The 17,484-nt window shown below is 68.6% G+C and carries 19 protein-coding genes; 11 read left to right on the top strand and 8 right to left on the bottom strand.

Translation table 11 applies throughout. The features are described 5' to 3' along the window. Positions 1-37: 37 nt before the first annotated feature. From ACIRG5_RS43980 to ACIRG5_RS43970, 3 genes are read left to right on the top strand one after another with little or no spacing between them, the layout of a single operon-like run. Entirely contained in the window at positions 38-1,135 is a 1,098-nt protein-coding gene (locus ACIRG5_RS43980) for a Re/Si-specific NAD(P)(+) transhydrogenase subunit alpha (RefSeq protein ID WP_402916615.1), read from the top strand. Then, positions 1,132-1,398, top strand: coding sequence for an NAD(P) transhydrogenase subunit alpha (locus tag ACIRG5_RS43975; protein WP_053737731.1), 267 nt, complete (start codon positions 1,132-1,134; stop codon positions 1,396-1,398). The genes ACIRG5_RS43980 and ACIRG5_RS43975 overlap by 4 nt, the downstream gene beginning before the upstream one ends. 11 nt (positions 1,399-1,409) lie before the next feature. After that, positions 1,410-2,753, top strand: a complete 1,344-nt coding sequence (locus ACIRG5_RS43970; protein WP_402916674.1) for an NAD(P)(+) transhydrogenase (Re/Si-specific) subunit beta — start codon at positions 1,410-1,412, stop codon at positions 2,751-2,753. On the opposite strand, the gene ACIRG5_RS43965 is transcribed toward ACIRG5_RS43970, so the two are convergent. From ACIRG5_RS43965 to ACIRG5_RS43955, 3 genes are all read right to left on the bottom strand, one after another. Beyond that, positions 2,719-4,692: a putative bifunctional diguanylate cyclase/phosphodiesterase gene (locus ACIRG5_RS43965; protein WP_402916613.1), complete on the bottom strand. Its 1,974-nt coding sequence runs from the start codon at positions 4,690-4,692 to the stop codon at positions 2,719-2,721. The two genes, ACIRG5_RS43970 and ACIRG5_RS43965, sit on opposite strands and share 35 nt — an antisense overlap. A 54-nt stretch (positions 4,693-4,746) precedes the next feature. After that, a complete protein-coding gene (locus tag ACIRG5_RS43960; protein WP_402916611.1) occupies positions 4,747-5,550 on the bottom strand; it encodes an SAM-dependent methyltransferase in 804 nt (267 codons plus the stop codon). Positions 5,551-5,623: 73 nt separating this feature from the next. Next, positions 5,624-6,658, bottom strand: a complete 1,035-nt coding sequence (locus tag ACIRG5_RS43955) for an MFS transporter (protein ID WP_402916609.1) — start codon at positions 6,656-6,658, stop codon at positions 5,624-5,626. Positions 6,659-6,715: 57 nt separating this feature from the next. On the opposite strand from ACIRG5_RS43955, the gene ACIRG5_RS43950 reads away from it, so the two are divergent. From ACIRG5_RS43950 to crcB, 3 genes are read left to right on the top strand one after another with little or no spacing between them, the layout of a single operon-like run. Next, positions 6,716-7,159 (top strand): MarR family winged helix-turn-helix transcriptional regulator, encoded by a 444-nt coding sequence (locus ACIRG5_RS43950; protein ID WP_402916607.1) that lies wholly within the window; start codon positions 6,716-6,718, stop codon positions 7,157-7,159. Further along, positions 7,140-7,466, top strand: coding sequence for a fluoride efflux transporter FluC (locus ACIRG5_RS43945; RefSeq protein WP_402916605.1), 327 nt, complete (start codon positions 7,140-7,142; stop codon positions 7,464-7,466). Before ACIRG5_RS43950 ends, ACIRG5_RS43945 begins: the two co-directional genes overlap by 20 nt. Continuing rightward, a complete protein-coding gene (gene crcB, locus ACIRG5_RS43940) occupies positions 7,463-7,801 on the top strand; it encodes a fluoride efflux transporter CrcB (protein ID WP_402916603.1) in 339 nt (112 codons plus the stop codon). Before ACIRG5_RS43945 ends, crcB begins: the two co-directional genes overlap by 4 nt. Before the next feature lie 68 nt (positions 7,802-7,869). On the opposite strand, the gene ACIRG5_RS43935 is transcribed toward crcB, so the two are convergent. Together ACIRG5_RS43935 and ACIRG5_RS43930 are read right to left on the bottom strand one after the other, a co-directional pair. Next, positions 7,870-10,101, bottom strand: coding sequence for a HelD family protein (locus ACIRG5_RS43935; protein ID WP_402916672.1), 2,232 nt, complete (start codon positions 10,099-10,101; stop codon positions 7,870-7,872). A 125-nt stretch (positions 10,102-10,226) separates the two neighbouring features. Then, positions 10,227-10,655 carry a MarR family winged helix-turn-helix transcriptional regulator gene (locus tag ACIRG5_RS43930; protein WP_402916601.1) on the bottom strand — a complete coding sequence of 143 codons (429 nt, stop codon included), beginning with the start codon at positions 10,653-10,655 and terminating at the stop codon, positions 10,227-10,229. Between the two features lie 135 nt (positions 10,656-10,790). Between ACIRG5_RS43930 and ACIRG5_RS43925 the strand changes: the two genes are divergently transcribed. Genes ACIRG5_RS43925 through ACIRG5_RS43915 form a run of 3 tightly spaced genes read left to right on the top strand, consistent with a single transcriptional unit; the run spans position 10,791 to position 12,334 of the window. Next, positions 10,791-11,393, top strand: a complete 603-nt coding sequence (locus ACIRG5_RS43925) for a hypothetical protein (RefSeq protein WP_402916599.1) — start codon at positions 10,791-10,793, stop codon at positions 11,391-11,393. A 1-nt stretch (position 11,394) separates the two neighbouring features. Continuing rightward, positions 11,395-11,613: a DUF6343 family protein gene (locus tag ACIRG5_RS43920; protein WP_319978537.1), complete on the top strand. Its 219-nt coding sequence runs from the start codon at positions 11,395-11,397 to the stop codon at positions 11,611-11,613. After that, on the top strand, positions 11,597-12,334 hold the full coding sequence (locus ACIRG5_RS43915; protein ID WP_402916597.1) for a TetR/AcrR family transcriptional regulator: 738 nt from the start codon (positions 11,597-11,599) through the stop codon (positions 12,332-12,334). Before ACIRG5_RS43920 ends, ACIRG5_RS43915 begins: the two co-directional genes overlap by 17 nt. Here ACIRG5_RS43915 and ACIRG5_RS43910 read toward each other — a convergent pair. The 3 genes from ACIRG5_RS43910 to ACIRG5_RS43900 are packed head-to-tail and all read right to left on the bottom strand — an operon-like array spanning position 12,322 to position 15,287. Beyond that, positions 12,322-13,662 (bottom strand): dihydrolipoyl dehydrogenase family protein, encoded by a 1,341-nt coding sequence (locus tag ACIRG5_RS43910; RefSeq protein ID WP_402916595.1) that lies wholly within the window; start codon positions 13,660-13,662, stop codon positions 12,322-12,324. The genes ACIRG5_RS43915 and ACIRG5_RS43910 overlap by 13 nt on opposite strands. A gap of 20 nt (positions 13,663-13,682) precedes the next feature. Continuing rightward, positions 13,683-14,042 (bottom strand): VOC family protein, encoded by a 360-nt coding sequence (locus tag ACIRG5_RS43905; RefSeq protein WP_402916593.1) that lies wholly within the window; start codon positions 14,040-14,042, stop codon positions 13,683-13,685. A gap of 12 nt (positions 14,043-14,054) precedes the next feature. Further along, the gene (locus ACIRG5_RS43900; protein ID WP_402916591.1) at positions 14,055-15,287 is read right to left on the bottom strand and encodes a hypothetical protein; all 1,233 of its coding nucleotides are present in this window, start codon (positions 15,285-15,287) and stop codon (positions 14,055-14,057) included. 143 nt (positions 15,288-15,430) lie between these two features. Between ACIRG5_RS43900 and ACIRG5_RS43895 the strand changes: the two genes are divergently transcribed. Continuing rightward, positions 15,431-16,771, top strand: a complete 1,341-nt coding sequence (locus tag ACIRG5_RS43895; protein WP_402916589.1) for a S8 family peptidase — start codon at positions 15,431-15,433, stop codon at positions 16,769-16,771. Positions 16,772-16,971: 200 nt separating this feature from the next. Further along, the gene (locus ACIRG5_RS43890; protein ID WP_402916587.1) at positions 16,972-17,475 is read left to right on the top strand and encodes a DUF3145 domain-containing protein; all 504 of its coding nucleotides are present in this window, start codon (positions 16,972-16,974) and stop codon (positions 17,473-17,475) included. Positions 17,476-17,484: the final 9 nt, after the last annotated feature.

The raw sequence follows: 17,484 nt of genomic DNA, 5'->3' as shown, positions 1-17,484 counted from the left end.
TGGCCCAGGTCACCTTTGATCGCGTAACGTGCGTACGGTGAAAGTGGGAACCCCCGCAGAGTCGCGGCCCGCCGAGCGCCGAGTCGCCTGCGTACCGGAAACGGTGTCGTCGTTGGTCGACGCTGGACTGACCGTGCACGTCCAAGAAAACGCCGGGCGTCATGCCCACGCCCCCGACGCCGCCTACCGCGCGGCCGGGGCGACCGTGACGCCCGAGGACCCGACGCCGGAATCCGACGTCGTCGTGTCCGTGCAACCGCTGACCACCGACCAGGCCGAGAAGCTCAAACCCGGCGCGGTCACCATCAGTTTTCTGCAGCCCCAAGGCGAGCAGGAACTACTAGAGGTCTATGCGCGGCGGAACGTCACGTCGTTCAGCTTCGACCTGCTGCCCAGGGTCACCCGTGCCCAGAGCGCGGACGCCCTGTCCTCCCAGGCGTTGGTCGCCGGCTACCGGGCCGTCCTGGTCGCCGCCGAACGACTGCCGCGGTTCCTGCCGATGTTCACCACCGCCGCCGGAACCGTGCCGCCGGCGAAGGTGCTGGTGCTGGGCGCGGGAGTGGCGGGCCTGCAGGCGATCGCGACCGCGCGCAGGCTCGGTGCCGTCGTGGAGGCCTACGACGTGCGCAAGGCCGCGGGCGAGGAGGTCCGCAGCCTCGGCGCGAAGTTCCTCGAACTCGAACTGGAGACCCAGTCCGGCGTCTACGCGTCCGTGCAGTCCGAGGAGTTCCTGGAACGCCAGCGAGAACTCATCGGCGAGCACGTCGCGGCGTCCGACGTCGTGATCACCACGGCCGCGATCCCCGGCCGCAAGGCCCCTGTGCTCGTCACGACCGACATGCTCAAGGCCATGGCCCCCGGTTCCGTGCTGGTCGACCTGGCGGCGGAGTCCGGCGGCAACTGCGCTGCCTCCGTTGCGGGACAGGAGACCTGGGTCGGCGAGGTGCTGGTGCACGGCGCGTTGAACCTGCCGTCGTCCATGCCGGTGCACGCGAGCAAGCTCTACTCGCGCAACGTGCTGAACCTGCTCAAGCTGATGATCGCGGACGGTTCGGTGCGGCCGGACCTCTCCGACGAGGTGCTCGACGGCTGCTGCCTCACCCACGACGGTCAGATCCGCAAGGAGTTGCCGTGATCGACCTGCTGACGATCTTCGTGCTGGCCGTCTTCGTGGGCTTCGAGGTGGTCTCGAAGGTGTCCACGATCCTGCACACTCCGCTGATGTCCGGGGCCAACGCCATTCACGGCGTCATCCTGGTCGGCGCGATCCTGATCACGGGGTCCGCCGAGAGCACCCTGGAACTGGTTCTGGGGCTGCTCGCGGTCTTCCTGGCCACGGTCAACGTGGTCGGCGGCTTCGTGGTGACCGACCGGATGCTGGAGATGTTCAAAAGGTGACGGTCCAGCTGATGTACCTCGTCGCGTCGGTGTGCTTCATCCTGGCGCTGAAAGGCCTGAGCTCGCCCAAATACGCGCGCTACGGCAACTTCATCGGCGCGTTCGGCATGCTGGTCGCCGTCGTCACCGCGTACGTGCACGGCGTCGTCCACAACGGACTGTGGATCCTGATCGCCGTCGCACTCGGTGTCGTGGTGGGCATTCCGGCCGCGCGGTCGGTGAAGATGACGGCCATCCCGCAGATGGTGGCGCTGTTCAACGGTGTCGGTGGCGCGGCGGCGGCGCTGGTGGCGCTGGCCGAGTTCTTCGCGGTGCCGGACACCGACGTGATGTTCCGGCTCGCGACCGTGCTGACGGTGCTGATCGGTTCGGTCAGCTTCTCCGGTTCGGTGGTCACGTTCCTCAAGTTGCAGGAGCTGATGACGACCCGCCCGGTGCTGCTGCCGGCAGGGCAGCAGCTCGCGATCGCGGCCGCCGCGTCGTCGGTCGCCTTGTGCGCCTTGGTGATGGCGGTGCCGAACGGGTTCCTGCTCTGGCTGCTCGCCGTCGTCGGGCTCGCCCTCGGTGCGCTTTTCGTGCTGCCGGTCGGTGGCGCGGACGTGCCGATCGCGATCTCGTTGCTCAACGCCTTCACCGGCCTCGCGGTCGCCGCGTCCGGGTACGTGCTGGCGAACACGCTGCTGATCGTCGCCGGAACGCTCGTCGGCGCGTCCGGCACCATCCTGACCCGGCTGATGGCGCAGGCGATGGGGCGGTCGCTCACGAACATCCTGTTCGGTGCGTTCAAGGCGACAACCGTTGCCGTGCAGGGGGAAGAGCAGCGGACGGTCAAGTCCGGCACGGTCGAGGACGTCGCGATCCTGCTGGGGTACGCGAACAACGTGGTCGTCGTGCCGGGGTACGGACTCGCCGTCGCGCAGGCACAGCACGCCGTCCGTGAGCTCGTGTCGCAGCTCGAACGGCGTGGAGTGTCGGTGGCGTACGGAATTCATCCCGTCGCGGGGCGCATGCCGGGGCACATGAACGTTCTGCTGGCCGAGGCGGACGTGCCGTACGAGCAGCTCAAGGAACTCGACGACGTCAACCCCGGCATCACTTCGGTCGACGTGGCCGTCGTGGTCGGTGCGAACGACGTGGTGAATCCGGGTGCGCGGGACGAGCCCACCAGCCCGATCTACGGCATGCCGATCTTCGACGTGGATCGCGCGAAGTCCGTGGTGTTCATGAAGCGTTCGATGCGGCCTGGGTTCGCCGGCGTGGACAACGAGCTGCTCTACAACCCGAAGACGACGTTGCTGTTCGGGGACGCGAAGGACTCGCTCACGAAGCTGCTGGCGGCGGTGAAGCAGCTGTAGCCAGCAGCTCGGTCACCTCGGCCGCGGTCAGGGCGGGCAGCAGCCCGATCACGCCGTCCGCGCCCGCCTGTCTCCAGTGCTCGGCGTCGGCGTGGGTGTGCACCTCGTCGACGCCGAACCGCACGCCGAAGCTGTGCACGGTCGCGATCAGAGCGCGCATCGCCTGGTACAGAGGGGAGTCCGGGCTGGGCGCTGGTGCGCGGGTGATCACCGAGCGGACCGGTACCTCGGTCAGCACGGCCAGTTCGTCGTGGCCGCCGTGGAACCCGTCCAGCGCCGTGACGATGCCGTTGTCGTGCAGCACCACGGCGTTGTCGTCGCCCGCCAGCACCGACGCGATGTCCAGCGAGAGCCGCAGCCGTTCGGCCGGCAGGCCCGTCTCGTCGAGCGCTCGTTTGACGTCGGCGACCAGGTCCTCGTCACGGGACTGCAGGGCGCCCAACGCGATGTGCAGCGTGGGCGCCCGGTCGCCGAACTCCGCCACCCATCTCGCGGCCTGCGCGCACGCCTCCCGCAGCAGCCACCGCCCGATCGGCAGTGACAGACCCGTCGAGTCGGCCAGCGCCATGGTGTCGTTGTGGCTCAGGTCGTCCCAGTGCAGGCGGGCGACGGCGCCGAGCACCTCGCTCGTCTCCAGGTCGTGCACCGGCGCGTAGACGATCTCGATCTCGCCGTGCTCCCACGCGCCCGGCATCGACGCGGCCAGCGCGTACTTGCCGCGGCGGCGGGCGTCGTCGTGCGGGTCGTGCAACGCCCACTGCCGCTTGCCGCGCGCTTTCGCCTGGCGCAGCGCGGAGTTCGCGCACCGCATGAGCTCGGCGGCCGTGACGAACGCCGGTGGCCGGTCCACCACGCCGATGCTCGCCGACAGCGCGATGCCGTGATCGTCCACGAAGGTCGGTTCGCCGAGGACCTCCTGGATCTCCTCGACGGTCGAGGTGACGGTGTCCGAGGCGACCAGGATCGCGAACTCGTCGCCGCCGACCCGCGCCACCATCGCGCCCTTCTCGTCGGCGAACCTGCCCAGCCTGGTCGCGACGATCTTGAGCAGCTTGTCGCCGGTCTCCTGACCGAGCCCGTTGTTGACGACCGAGAACGCGTCCAGGCCCAGGTGGTACAACGTGATCGGCCGCCCGTCGAGCCGGCGTTCCACCTGCGAGATGAAGTGCTGACGGTTCGACAGGCCGGTGAGCGAGTCGTGCAGCAGCTGGTGGTCGAGACTGCGCTGCAACAGGTGCAGCTCGCTGATGTCCTCGACCATCGTCACGTGGTGCGTCGGCTCGCCGTCCGCGTCGCGCAGCACCGACACCGCGAGGTGCACCCACACCGGTTCGCCGTCCACGCGGATCAGCTTGCGCTGGTCGCGGAACCTGTCGACGTGGCCCTCCTGCACCTTCCGGTACGAGGCGCCCAGGGCGGCCACGTCCTCGGGGTGGTAGAAGTCGCGCAGGTCGCGGTCGTTGACGTCGGCGCCCGACTCCAGCCCCACGATCTCGGCGAGCGCGTCGTTCGCCTGGACGCACCTGCCGGTGAAGTCGGTGATCGCGATGCCCAGCGCCGCGGAGTCGAACACCTCCTGGAACCGCGCCTGACTGACCATCAGCGTGCGCTCGACCCGCTGTTTGGCCCGCACGATCGCGACTTTGATCTCCTCCTGCTGGTCGAACGCGTCCATCCGCATGGCCTGTGCGTACGCGGAGGCCATGCGGGCCAGCACGGGCAGTTCGAACGCGGGCGAAAGGACCTCGATCGTGGCGCGCAACGAGTCGGGACCGGTCGCGTGCAGTGACACCAATCGATAGGCGACCGATTCAGGCGACCCCGGAAGCTCACGCAGCGAATCGAGCAACGCCTGCTCGATTTCGGCGTGGGACAGCGGGATGTACGCGGTGGGAGTCAGCGCGTGCATCCAGCGGGCGGCGAGTTCCGGAAGTTCCATGCTGTTCACAGAGCGTACGGATTCACCGCTGCCCGGCCAACAACGACAGGCGCACTACACCTTCCGGCCGACGGCGGCGTAGATGCCTGCCTTGTCCGGATCGTCGGTGTCCGTGCCCTCCGGCCGCCACAACGGCGTCGGCACGATGCCGGGCTCCACGAGTTCGAACCCGGCGAAGAGTGCCTCGATCTCGCTCTTCGTGCGCGGGTACATCGGGTTCTGGCTCTTCTTCATGACCTCGACGATCCCGGCCATCTCCTTGGGCTGCAGGTCCTGGGTGAACTGCGAGACCGCGAGGTAGCTGCCCGCGGGCACGGCGTCGCGGTAGGCCGCCACGACCGCGTTCGGGTCGGCCTCCGGCGGCACGAAGTGGAAGACGCCGGCCGTGAGCACGCCGACAGGCTGCGAGAAGTCGATCAGGCCGCTGTCCCGCGCCGACCGCAGCACCGCGTCGGGCCTGGTCATGTCCTCCTGGATGATCGCCGCGAGCGGGTCGCCCTCCAGGATGAGCTGGCTGTGCGCGACCGCGACGTCCTCGAAGTCCACGTAGACGACGCGCGCCTCCGGGTCGGCCTTGCGGGCGATCTCGTGCACGTTGCCGACAGTCGGGATGCCGGAGCCGAGGTCGAGGAACTGGCGGATGCCCTCGTCGATCATGAGCAGCACGGCCCGGCGCAGGAACGCCCTGTTCAGCCGGGCGATCGTGCGGCCGTTCGGCTGGGCCTGCAGGAACTTCTCCGCGAGTGCCCGGTCGGCGGCGAAGTTGTGCCCGCCCCCGAGCAGATAGTCGTAGAGGCGAGCGGCGCTCGGCCTGCCCGTGTCGACACCTTCCGGAACCCAGCTCACCCGTTCAGACATGTGACCAGGCTACTGAGACGCCACACGCGTACGGCAGCCCCTGAGCCCCATTGCTCCAACAGAACCGCTGCTATCACTGGAAAGTGTGAATCAGCAGCGTCGCCACGGCGACGCCCAGTGCGGTGCCGAGGCCTCGCGCGACGTTGACCAGCCCGCTGCCGACCCCGGCCGATCCGTCCGGAAGCACGCCCATCACCCGTTTCGTGCAGGCCGGCGCGATGATCCCGAGCCCGATGCCCGCGACGACGAGCTGAATCACCTGCGGCACAGGCAGGATCAGCGCCACGGCCGTGATCAGCGCTCCGGTCCTGATCCCCGTCCTGTTCAGCAGCGTCGCCGCGACCGCGAACCCGAGCGGCAGTGCGGCGACCGTGAATCCTATATGTGCCAAGGGTTGTTTCATGGTGAACGGCAGCAACGTCATCGGCGCGAACAACGCGGCATAGGTGAGCAGCACACCCACCAGCCCCGGCAGCACCTTCCACGTCGGCTTTCCCCTGTCCCGCGCGGTTTTCGTGCGGGGGAGCAGGTAGTGGCCCATGACCATCGCGACGACGCCGACCGGCACGTTGATCGCGAACACGGCCTGCCACCCGTAGTTCTCGGTCAGGTACCCGCCGAGCAACGGCCCCGCCGCCAGCCCGGTCGCCTGCGCCGCGGCCTGAACCCCGAGCGCCTTGCGCCGCTGCTCCGGCGCGACCGCCGTGGTGACGAGCGCGACGCTGTTGGCCTGCAGCATCGCGGCCCCCACGGCCTGCGCGATCCGGGCGGCGATGAGCGAGTCGAACCCCGGCGCGTACACGCACGCGATGGACGCTCCGGTGAACAGCGCGAAGCCGTAGATGTAGACGATCTTGCGGCCGATCCGGTCCGCGATCCTGCCCATTGGGACGAGCAGCGCCACGAGCGTGATCAGGTAGCTGAGCGAGATCCACTCCGGATCGGCCTGGAAGTGCGCGCTCATCGCGGGGAACGCCAGCGTGACGATCGAGGCGTCGAGCTGACCCATGAACGCGCCGAAGCAGACCGTCGCGATGACCAGCCAGGGCGCGTACGACCGGCGGGCGATCCACGCCGGTCTGGGCGACTCCGTGACGAACCAGTTCATCGTGGTCAGATTATATCTGACACAGAGCTATTGTCGTGAGCCCAGTAAGATTTCCGCATGTCAGACGAAGCCCGCACGCTCACCGACGTCGTCACTCGCCTGCGCCGGGCGTTGCGGACGAGCATCCGGGCCGACTGGCCGTGGGAATCCCTGCCGATGGCGCAGGTAGAGCTGCTGCAGACCCTGGCGGAGCGCCCGCCGATGAAGGTCGGCGACCTCGCCGCGGCCCTGCGACTGGCCCCCAACACGGTGTCCGGACTGGTGTCCCAGCTGATCGACTCGGGCCTCGTCGTCCGCGGCGGAGACCCCAAGGACAGACGGGTAGCCCGGCTGTCCGTCTCACCCCGTGGACACGACCAGCTGCTCGTCTGGCAGCGCGAACACGAGAAGCGGATCGGTGCCGCACTGGGCAAGCTGGAGTCCTCGGAACGGGAGGACGTCGTGCGCGCGTTGAAGGCCCTGGACCACCTGGTGGAGCACCTTGCCGAACCCACAGCCTGACCGTCCGCTGGCCTTCGTCTCTTTGGTGTCGCTGGGCGGCGGGCTCGGGGGAGTGGCGCGCTACGGCCTGTCGGTGTTCGTGCCGGGCGCGTGGGGCCTGTTCGTCATCAACGTGCTGGGGTCGTTCTTGATCGGCGTGCTGATGGGGCTGGTGCCCAAGCCGTTGGTGCGCGCGTTCTTCGGGGTCGGGATGCTGGGCGGCTTCACGACGTTCTCGTCGTACGCGGCGTCGTGGTCGTGGGCGCTGCTCGCCACGCCGGTGTGTGCTGTGCTGGCCGCGTTTCTCGGGCTGAGGGTGACTCGATGACCGTGCTGGCGGTGTTCCTCGGGGCTGCTTTGGGTGCGCCTTGCCGGTACCTGCTCGATCGGTTCGTGCAGTCGCGGCACTCGTCGGACTTCCCTTTCGGGACTCTGACGGTGAACGTCGTCGGGTGCCTGCTCATCGGGTTCGTCGCGGGGACGTCCTGGATGCCGCTGCTCGGCGTCGGGTTCTGCGGTGGGCTCACGACGTACTCGACGTTCAGCTACGAGACGGTGAAGCTGCTGGAGGCGGAGAAGTACCGCCCGGCGTTGTTGAACGTTCTGGTCAGCGTGGTGCTCGGAGTAGGGGCGGCGGCCGTCGGTCTCGCTCTGGCGCACTGACTCCACCGCGGCACGACCTGGGGAGAGCCTGGGGGCGAACAGCCGCCACCCAGGCTTCCGCTCGGCCGCTACGAAACGTCCTTCAACCGGGATAGCACATCTGGCAGCGTCCCGGTGTGCACGACGCCGAGCCGTTGCGTGGCACGGGTCAGCGCGACGTACAGGTCCGACGCGCCACGCGGCGACTCGGCGAGGATGCCGTCCGGGTCGACCACGACCACCGCGTCGAACTCCAGGCCCTTCGCGTCGGTCACACCGAGCACTACGACCTGCGCCTCCTCCAGTTCGTTGCCGACGGAGGAGTTCGGAACCGACGACGCCACGGCGGAGCCCACCGACGACAGCAGCGCGGCCGGCACGATCACCGCGATCTTGCCGTCGCCGACCGCGGTGACCTCGCGCGCGATCAGGGCGGGCACCTCGGACGCGTACGACGTCACCGTCGAGACCCAGGGCGCCACACCGGTTTCGCGCACCGACGTCGGCGGCACCAGGGAGGCGTCGACCGAGGCGAGCACGTCCGCGGCCACCTCCATGATCTCGGCCGGCGTGCGGTAGTTGACCGTCAGTTCCGTGAGGCGCCAACGGTTCTGCACGTACGGCGACAGCACGGAACCCCACGAGGTGGCGCCGCCGATGTCACCGGTCTGCGCGATGTCGCCCACGACCGTCATGGACTTGCTGGGGCAGCGGCGCATCAGCGTGCGCCACGCCATCGCCGACAGCTCCTGGGCCTCGTCCACGATGATGTGGCCGAACGTCCAGGTGCGGTCGGCCGCGGCACGTTCCGCGGCGGTCTCGTAGCGGTCGACGCCGTGACGCTCGGCCAGTCGGTACGCGTCCATCAGGTCCGTGGCCGTCAGCATGTCGGGGTCCGCGTCGTCCTCCAGGTCGAGGATGTCGAGAACTCCCTGGGCGTACTCGACGGCCTGGCGGCGCTGGCGTTCGGCGCGGGCCTTGGCCTCCGTGTCGTCCTCACCGAGCAGTTCGGCTGCCTCGTCCAGCAACGGCACGTCCGCCGGCGTCCAGTCGTCGCCCACGCGCTGCAGCAGGTCGCGTTCCTCGCGGGTGAACTTCGACATCGCGCGGTTGCGGCGCTTCGGGTTCGCGTAGAGCTCCGAGAGCAGCGAGAACGGCGTCAGCACCGGCCACAGCGACGAGATCGCGGCCTGGACCTCCGGGGACTCGCGCAGCTCGCGGCGGATGTCGTCGATGTCCGCCTTGTCGAGCAGATGATTGCCCAGCCGGTTCGCCACCATGCCCGAGAGCGTCGAGATGATCTCGCGGGCGAACGTGCGGCGTGCCTCGTTGTGCGCGCGACGGGTCCGGCGCGCCCTGCCCCGTGCCTCGGCGATCGCCCGCCGGTCCAGGCGCAGCACGTCGTTGTCGAAGCGGATCTCGACGGACGGCGGCGCCTCCTGGCGGTCCCGCACGGCCGCGGCGATCACGTCGGCCATCTCGAGGCGGCCCTTGACCGCGGCCGCCGCTGCCGACTCGCGGCCGGTGGCGGTCAGGTTGGGGTAGAGCTCGCCGACCGTGGACAGCAGGACGCCGGTCTCACCCAGGGAGGGGAGGACCTGACTGATGTAGCGCAGGAACGTCGTGTTCGGACCGACGACGAGAACACCGCGTTTCGCCAGCTGGCGACGGTGGGTGTACAGCAGGTACGCGGCCCGGTGCAGGGCCACGGCGGTCTTGCCGGTGCCGGGTCCGCCCTGCACGACGACGACGCCGTTGAGCTCGGACCGGATGATCCTGTCCTGCTCGGCCTGGATGGTCGCGACGATGTCGCTCATCTGGCCGGTGCGCGACTCGTTCAGCGCGGCGAGCAGCGTCGCCTCGCCGGTCAGGCTGTCCTTGGACGAGCGGCTGACCGAGTTGATGTCGAGCACCTCGTCGTCGAGGCCGATCACCTTGCGCGAGCGGGTCCGCAGGTGCCTGCGCCGCCGCACGCCGTCAGGGGAGGCGGCGGTGGCGAGGTAGAACGGCCTGGCGGCGGGCGCCCGCCAGTCCATCAGCAGCGGCTCGTAATCCTTGTCCTCGTCGAAGAGACCGATTCGGCCGATGTAGAAGCGGTCGTCGTTGTGGAAATCGAGCCTGCCGAACGCGAGTCCGTTCTCGACCGCGCTGTACTGGGCCAATTGATCTGTGTACATCGCGACGGAGGTGTCGCGCTCGGACCGCATCTGATGCGTGCCGCCGGTTTGTCGCAACGATTGTGCGAGTCGTTTCGACGTCTGTTCGCGGAGGTCGTCGAGCCGGCCGTACAACATGGCCACGTATTCCTGCTCCGGCTCCATTTCGGCGAGCCGGAGGTCATCGGAGGGGCTTGACAACTTGCCTCATTTCTCGATATCATGCGGCGTCGGCTTTTATTCCGATTCGCACTGTCCTGCCCGCGCTGTGGTCGCTGAGCGCAGACTGTCTAATCTACACGCATATCAGCGTGATGCAGGTACGCCTTACGCAGCAGTGTGGCCAACGTATCGCGCTCGTGCGGAGTCAACGGCGCCAGCAGCTCGTCCTCATGTGCCCGCGCTGCCTCCAGTCGCTCCAGCAGCGCCTGCCTGCCCTCTTCGGTGATCGACACGGTGAACCGCCGCCGGTCCTTCTCGTCGCGTCTGCGCTGGGCGAACCCGAAGCCCTCGAGCACGTCGAGCACCGACACGAGGTCGCTCGGATCCATCCGCACCCGGTCGCTGATCCGCTTCTGCGCCACCGCCTCCTGTTCGGAGAGGTATGCGAGCACCGTCAGGTGAGGACCCCGCAGGTCCGCCCGCCCGATCCGGCGCGCCTCCCTCACCAGCCCGAGCATCAGGTAGCTGGGAAGACGCAGAAGCTGATCAATGCTCATGTCGTCAGTCTAGAAAAGATCTGTCCCCCGATCGTGGATAGCGCTGCGTGAGGAACCGCCTCGGACGGGGGCCGACAGGGTGAGCGTTGGGGTGACGTTTCTCCGCAAACCACCAGGAAACGGCAAGGTGGGGGTATGACGCGTGCGGAGATCGTCCGGCTCGCCCGTTGCGTGGTGCGCCGGCCCCGGTGGCAGCTCGTCGTGGCGGTCCTGCTGTCCGCGTGGACGCTCGCCTGGGTGCTCGGCCAGCTCGCCGAGAACCCCCTGAGCCCGCTCGGGCTACTCGCCTGGACCGGCATTCCCCTCGATTCGGCATCCCTATGGGCTCAGGAGCGCGCGGAGGTCCTCGCCTGGCTCGCCACGCTCGGCGGTCTGAGCTGGGCGGCCACCACCGAACAGGGTCAGCTGCCTGCTCTCGCCGGGTGGTTCGCGGTGCTCGTCGCGGGAGAGGCGGCCGGGTACGAGCACGCGGTGCAGCGGGCGATGCTCAGCATGGTCGTGTTCCTGCTCGTCCTCGCGGCCGTGTCGATCACCGGGCGGCGCGCGTTCGTCGTCGACCGCGTCGCCGTCATGCCGAAGGACGTCGTGCGAGCGGGCATCACCGCCGCCGTGCTGACCGCCGTGGTCCCGCTCATCGCTCCTGGTCTGGCCCTGACCCGTCTCGTTCGTCCCTATGTGACGAAACCTCCGCGCCAGTTGAGGCGGGTTGAGGTCCCGTTGCTGCGGGAAACCGGATGAGGTGAGCGACTACCTGCCGCCTCCGGCGCCCCCGCGCAGTGCGCTGACCTTGCGGTTGTGGCTGGCCGGGTTCGGGCTGGTCTTCAACTCGGTCGCGGGCTGGCTGGCGCTGCGAGCCGACTTCACCTGGCTTGGAATCCTGCTTTTACTACTCGCCGTCGTCTGTCTCGTGGACTTCGGCTGGGTGGTTCACCGCAAACGGCGTGGAGATCCGGGCTGAACCTGTCAGGAACCTGTGCTGGGCAATGAGCACACTTATGGATAAAGATGTTCGTGTGCATGAAGATCCGGCAAAAGGCAGGTTAGCCAGGGTGATGCGCCGGCAGCCTGTGCAACAGCGCGGCGCGGCGACTGTCTCCGCGATCCTGGACGCTTGTGCGAGCCTGCTGAACGAATACGACTACGACGACATCACCACAGCTCGCATCGTCGATGTGGCCGGAGTGCCCATTGGTTCCTTCTATCAGTACTTCCCCGACAAACGATCCGTTGTGCACGCTCTGGCACTTCGCGGTATGGAGACCTATCTCCGCGAGGTCGGGGAACTGTTCGCCGCGGATCTGATCGCGGACACGTGGCGCGAGGCCATGGCGCAGATCGTCGCGGTGTACATGCGGATGCTGACGGACGTGCCGGGCTTCGGCCGGGTGCGGTTCAGCGACATGCTGGACAGCCACCGGCTCGACTCCAGCGTCGACCAGTACGAGCTGATGGCCGAACGGCTGGCGGAGATGTTCGTCAACCGGTTCGGCGCCCACGGCGACGCCCCGGTGATGCTGACGTTCCGGATCGCCGTGCAGACCGCGGACGCGCTGTTCAAGCTCGCCGAACGGGTCGACGAGGACGACCGCGCGTACGTGGTCGGCACGGCGAACGAACTGCTCACCGGCATGCTGGGGTCGGTGTTGGAGAAACCCCAGGATCCGGTTCAGAGCCCGTAGGACTCCAGCAACCGCAGCCACACCTCGCTGATCGTCGGGTACGAGGGCACCGCGTGCCACAACCGGTCCACGGTCACCTCCCCGACGATCGCGACGGTGGCCGAGTGCAGCAGCTCGGCGACGTCCTGGCCGACGAACGTGACACCGACCAGCGTGCGCGTGCGCTCGTCCACGACCATCCGCGCCTTGCCCTTGTAACCGTCGGCGTGCAGCGACGACCCGGCGACCGCGATGTCCAGGTCGACCACCTTCACGTCGCGGCCCTGAGCCCGCGCCTCCTCGGCGGTGTGCCCGACGAACGCCACCTCGGGGTCGGTGAACACGACCTGCGGCACCGCCACGTGATCGGCCCACGCCTGGCCCGCCGACCACTGCTTCGGCTCGAACCCGCGCGACCGCTCCAGGATCGCCGTGCCGACCGCCCGCCCCTGGTACTTGCCCTGGTGCGTCAGCAACGCCCTCCCGGTGACGTCACCGGCCGCGTACAGCCACCGGCCGTCCACACCGGCCACCAGACCGGAGTCGTCGATGGTCAGCGGCTTGCCGTCCTTGGTCGCCGGTACCCGCCCGGTCGCGACGAGGATGTGCGCCCCCCGCACGACGCGGCCGTCCTGCAACGTCAGCTCGCCCGGCTTGATCGACGAGGCGCGGCCGCCCAGCAGCACCTCGACGCCGTCCTCCTCCAGGCCCTCCACGACCAGCGGGCCGACGAACTCCTCGAACTTCGGCAGCGGCCGGTCACCGGACACCACCAGCTTCACCTTCGAGCCGAGCCGCGCCCACGCCTGCGCCATCTCGACGCCGACGACACCGCCGCCGAGCACGACCAGCGACTCCGGCACCTCACGGGCCGACGTGGCCTCGCGCGAAGTCCACACAGGAGTGTCGGCAAGACCTTCCAGCGGCGGCATCTTCGGCACGCTGCCGGTGCACACCACCACGGCCTGGCGGGCGCGGTACACCTCTCCGCCCACGGTGACCTCACGCTCGCCGGTGACCTCACCGTCGCCGCGGATGACGTGGATGTTCTCCGACTCGGCCCACTTGACCTGGCCGGTGTCGTCCCAGTTGGAGGTGAAACCGGTGCGCCGCTCCAGCACCGCGGCCGCGTCGAGCGACCCGCCGACCACACCCTTGACCCGCTTCGCGGCGGCGAGCGCGTGCCCGGAACGCAGCAGCGCCTTCGAAGGCATGCACGCCCAGTACGAGCACTCGCCGCCGACGAGCTCCTTCTCGATCATGGCGGTGGACAGGCCACCCGCGGCCGTCCGCCAAGCCACGTTCTCACCTACGGGGCCACCACCGATGACGATGACGTCGAAGTCCATGGCGCCACATTAGGCCTGGATCAGGAAAGCCACACGAGGCAGAAAGGGTGCCCGACCGGGTCCGTGTACACCCGGAACGTGTCGTCGTTGTCCTTGCTCACCAGCTTCGCGCCGAGCTCCAGCACCTTCGGCTCGGCCTCCTCGACGTCCTCCACCAGCACGTCGAGGTGGAACTGCTGCGAGCCGCGCGGATCGGGGAACGCGGGCGGCTGGTACTCCGGCGCGAGCTGGAACGCGATCCGCGTGCCTCCGGTGACGATCACCACCCACGTGTCGTCACCACCGGCCAGCCGTTCGGCACCGAGCAGGTTCTCGTAGAACGACGCCAGTTCGGAGGGATTCGGGCAGTCAAGCACCACTGAACGAAGTTGTCCGACCATGCTCTCCACCCTCTACCGGGTGGTGGGAAGCCGCAACGCCTGCTTGGCGATCGGATCGAGCGTCTGGTCGCCCGCGCCGCCGGACCACACCGCGAACGCCAGCGTCACGTGGCTGCCCTTGGTGCCGTTCGCGAAAGCCGCGTTCTCCAGCGGTTTGCCGTCCAGGCCGTGCACGCCACCGGATCCCGGCAGCACGACGACCGCGTGCAACGACTTCGCGCTGGGCGCGTCGTACAGGTCCATGTCCGCCACCAGCACGGTCGCCGGCTTGCCCTGCACCGTCGTCTCGTAGGTGGCGCGCAGCAGCACGCCGCAGTCGTTCGCGATCAGCCACGCCTTCACGTCGCCGAACGCCTGCGCCTGGCAGTCCTGGTCCTTCTTCATCTCCTTCGGCACGAACGTCGTGCCGTCCACGACCACCGTCGTCGGCTGCGCGGACGTCGGCGCGGGCGTCGCGTCGGCCGGCTTGTCGTCGCCGGGCAGCGCCACCACCAGCCAGGTGACGAGGATCAGCGCGACCACCGCCGCGACCGCGAGGTACGGCCAGGTCAGCTTGCCCGGCAAGCGTTTGCGGGAGATGAGCTGCCCCATCGCGGCCTTGGGGATCAGCATCGTGTTGGCGGACGCGAGATCGGACACCGCGTCGCTGAAACCCTCGGAGAGCAGCGACCGCGCGTCCGGCGGCGTGCCGGTGGTCTGCAGGATCGCGAGGAGCTTCACGGCGTGGTCGGCCGTGCAGGGCACCGTCGACGTCGCGAGTTCACGGGCCGCACTGAGCAAAGTGGACGGTTTGGGGTGCAGCACCCGCACGCCGCGGTTGAGGTCGACCGTCGGCTGCACGACCTGATCGACGAACGGGCCGACCGCCACGACGGTGCTCACCGGGAGCGGTTCCGCGCGCATCGCCTGGATCCGCTGCGCCACCGCGGTCGCCGCCGCCACCGCCTCGGTCGCAGGGTTGGGCGCGCCGTCCTGGGCGACCAGCGGCCAGCCGTCGATCGTCCACGGACCGCCGAGCGGTGCTTCCAGTTTCAGCGCGGGGTCGGGCAGGTCGACGCCGACGATCACGAGAACGCCCTTGGGCAGCACGACGATCGCGTCCAGCGGCACCGGGCAGTCGGGTGGTTGCACGCCGATGAGCGCAACGCCACCCAGAGCTTGGGTACCCGCGCCGCAGGCCGTGAGGGCGGCGCGGACGTCCGCCCCAATGGCCGAGGGTTCAGCGCCCAGACGGATCAGCCGCACGAGTCCCTACCTTTCCGCACGGGGGGACACCGTAGCGGTCCGGGGTCGTCCCAACGCAGCCGGTCGAGACATTGAGTGATGCCCGTCACCGATAAGTGGATCACTCGTTAGATGGATTGCCTGCCAATGTTCACGGAGGGTCCATGTACACACGCGCTGCACTGCTCGCCGTACTGCTGGTGGCCGTCGCATCCCCTGTCGCGACGGCCGCACCGACCTCCACGGTCTACGTTCACGGAGCCGACATCACCGCCGCGGAACAGGCGGTGGAAGCGGCCGGTCTGCAGAAGCTCACGAGCTTCCGCAAGATCGGCGTGGTGGCCGCGCGGGGTGACTCCGCGCAGATCTCCTCCGCCAGGGCCAAAGCGGGCGTGACGCGCGTCGAGGTCCAGCGACAGATCAAGTTCCTCGGGTCGACCTCGCACACCGCCACGCGTGGCCTCGACGCCCGCAACAGCCTCGGGCTGACCGGCGCGGGAGTGTCGGTCGCGGTGATCGACTCGGGCGTCGACCCGAACCACCCGTCGTTCGGCGGCCGGATCGTCCGCAACCTGAAGAGCCTGTGCCTGGACGGTTCGACGCAGACGAACTGCATCGTGCCGGTGCCGAACTTCCTCGACACCGACACGACGTCGCTGGGCGGCCACGGCACCCACGTCACCGGCATCGCGATCGGCGGCGACGTGCAGACCACCGGCGGACCGGTGATCCACGGCGCGGCGCCGGGCGCGAAGGGCGTCGTGATCTCGACCGGGGCGGCGATCCTCATCCTCGGCGCGGACGCCGCGCTGAACTGGGTGCTGGAGAACCACCGGGCCCCGTGCGGCGCCGGTGTGCCCGCCTCGACCTGCCCGCCGATCAAGGTGATCAACAACTCCTATGGGCCATCTGGCGGCGGTGCGTTCGACCCTGAGTCGGTCACTGTCAAACTGCAACGACAGCTCGTGGCCGAAGGCGTCGTCGTGGTGTGGGCGAACGGCAACGACGGCGGCGATGGTTCAGCGAACCTGTCCAACCCGCCGGGCATCGACCCGACCCCCGGCGTGATCTCTGTCGCCTCCTACAACGACCAGGAGACCGGTACCCGCGACGGCGCCGTGTCGGACTTCTCGTCCCGCGGTCTCGCCACGGACTCCGCGACGTGGCCGGACATCTCGGCGCCGGGGGAGAACATCACCTCGTCGTGCCGGCTCTACCTGCCGATCTGCGCGACCGGCCTGAATCCGCAGAACGGACCGGGACTGCTCGACCTCGGCACTTTCAACACGATCAGCGGCACGTCGATGGCGGCGCCGCACATCGCCGGGATCGTCGCACAGCTGTTCCAGGCCAAGCCTTCCGCGACCCCGGCCGACATCGAGCGGGCGCTGAAGTCGACGGCCCACAAGTACGGCACCGGTTACGGGCCTGTCGGCCCCTACACCTCGTCGTTCGACAAGGGCACGGGTCTAGTCGACGTGGTGGCCGCGGTAAACGCTCTGTAGATCACGATCAGGCATCGCTCGGCCGGGAGATCGGGACTTAAGACCTGTATCTGCCCCGGTCGGGTGATGATCGAGCTGGTTCTTATGGCGGACTTGCCTCAAGTCGAGGCAGAATGCAGCGAACGGGTTCCACGGTGATCACCTCACACTCGACAAAGGCGTAGGGGAAGACGTCCCTCGTCGAGTAGCGGAGGTCAGCAGTGAACACCCGTGGCAGCACCAGTGGCGTGGTTTACGTCCACTCGTCGCCGTCTGCGGTCTGTCCGCACGTCGAGTGGGCGATCTCGGGCACCCTCGGTGTCCGGGTAGACCTCAGGTGGGCAGCGCAACCCGCGGCACCAGGCCAGTTGCGCGCTGAATGCGCATGGACCGGAGACGCCGGCACCGGCGCCAAACTAGTGGCTGCGCTGCGCGCGTGGCCCATGCTCAGGTTCGAGGTGACCGAGGAACCGTCCTCCGGTCAGGACGGCGAGCGCTTCTGTTTCGCACCCGTTTTGGGGCTGTGGCACGCCCGTACGTCGGCGAACGGTGACATCGTCGTGAACGAGGACCAGCTGAGGTCACTGGCTGTACGTGCCAGAGGCGGCGAATCCTTCGCGCACGGCGTCGACGAGCTGCTCGGTGCGGCGTGGGACGACGCGCTGGAACCGTTCCGTCGCGCGGGCGACGGCGCTCCGGTGACCTGGCTGCACCGTGTCGGCTGACGGAACTGT

This window comes from Lentzea sp. NPDC102401 (assembly GCF_044765805.1).
Taxonomy (GTDB): domain Bacteria; phylum Actinomycetota; class Actinomycetes; order Mycobacteriales; family Pseudonocardiaceae; genus Lentzea; species Lentzea sokolovensis.
The sequence above is the reverse complement of the archived record's forward strand: the minus strand, read 5'-3'. Positions and strand labels throughout refer to the sequence as shown.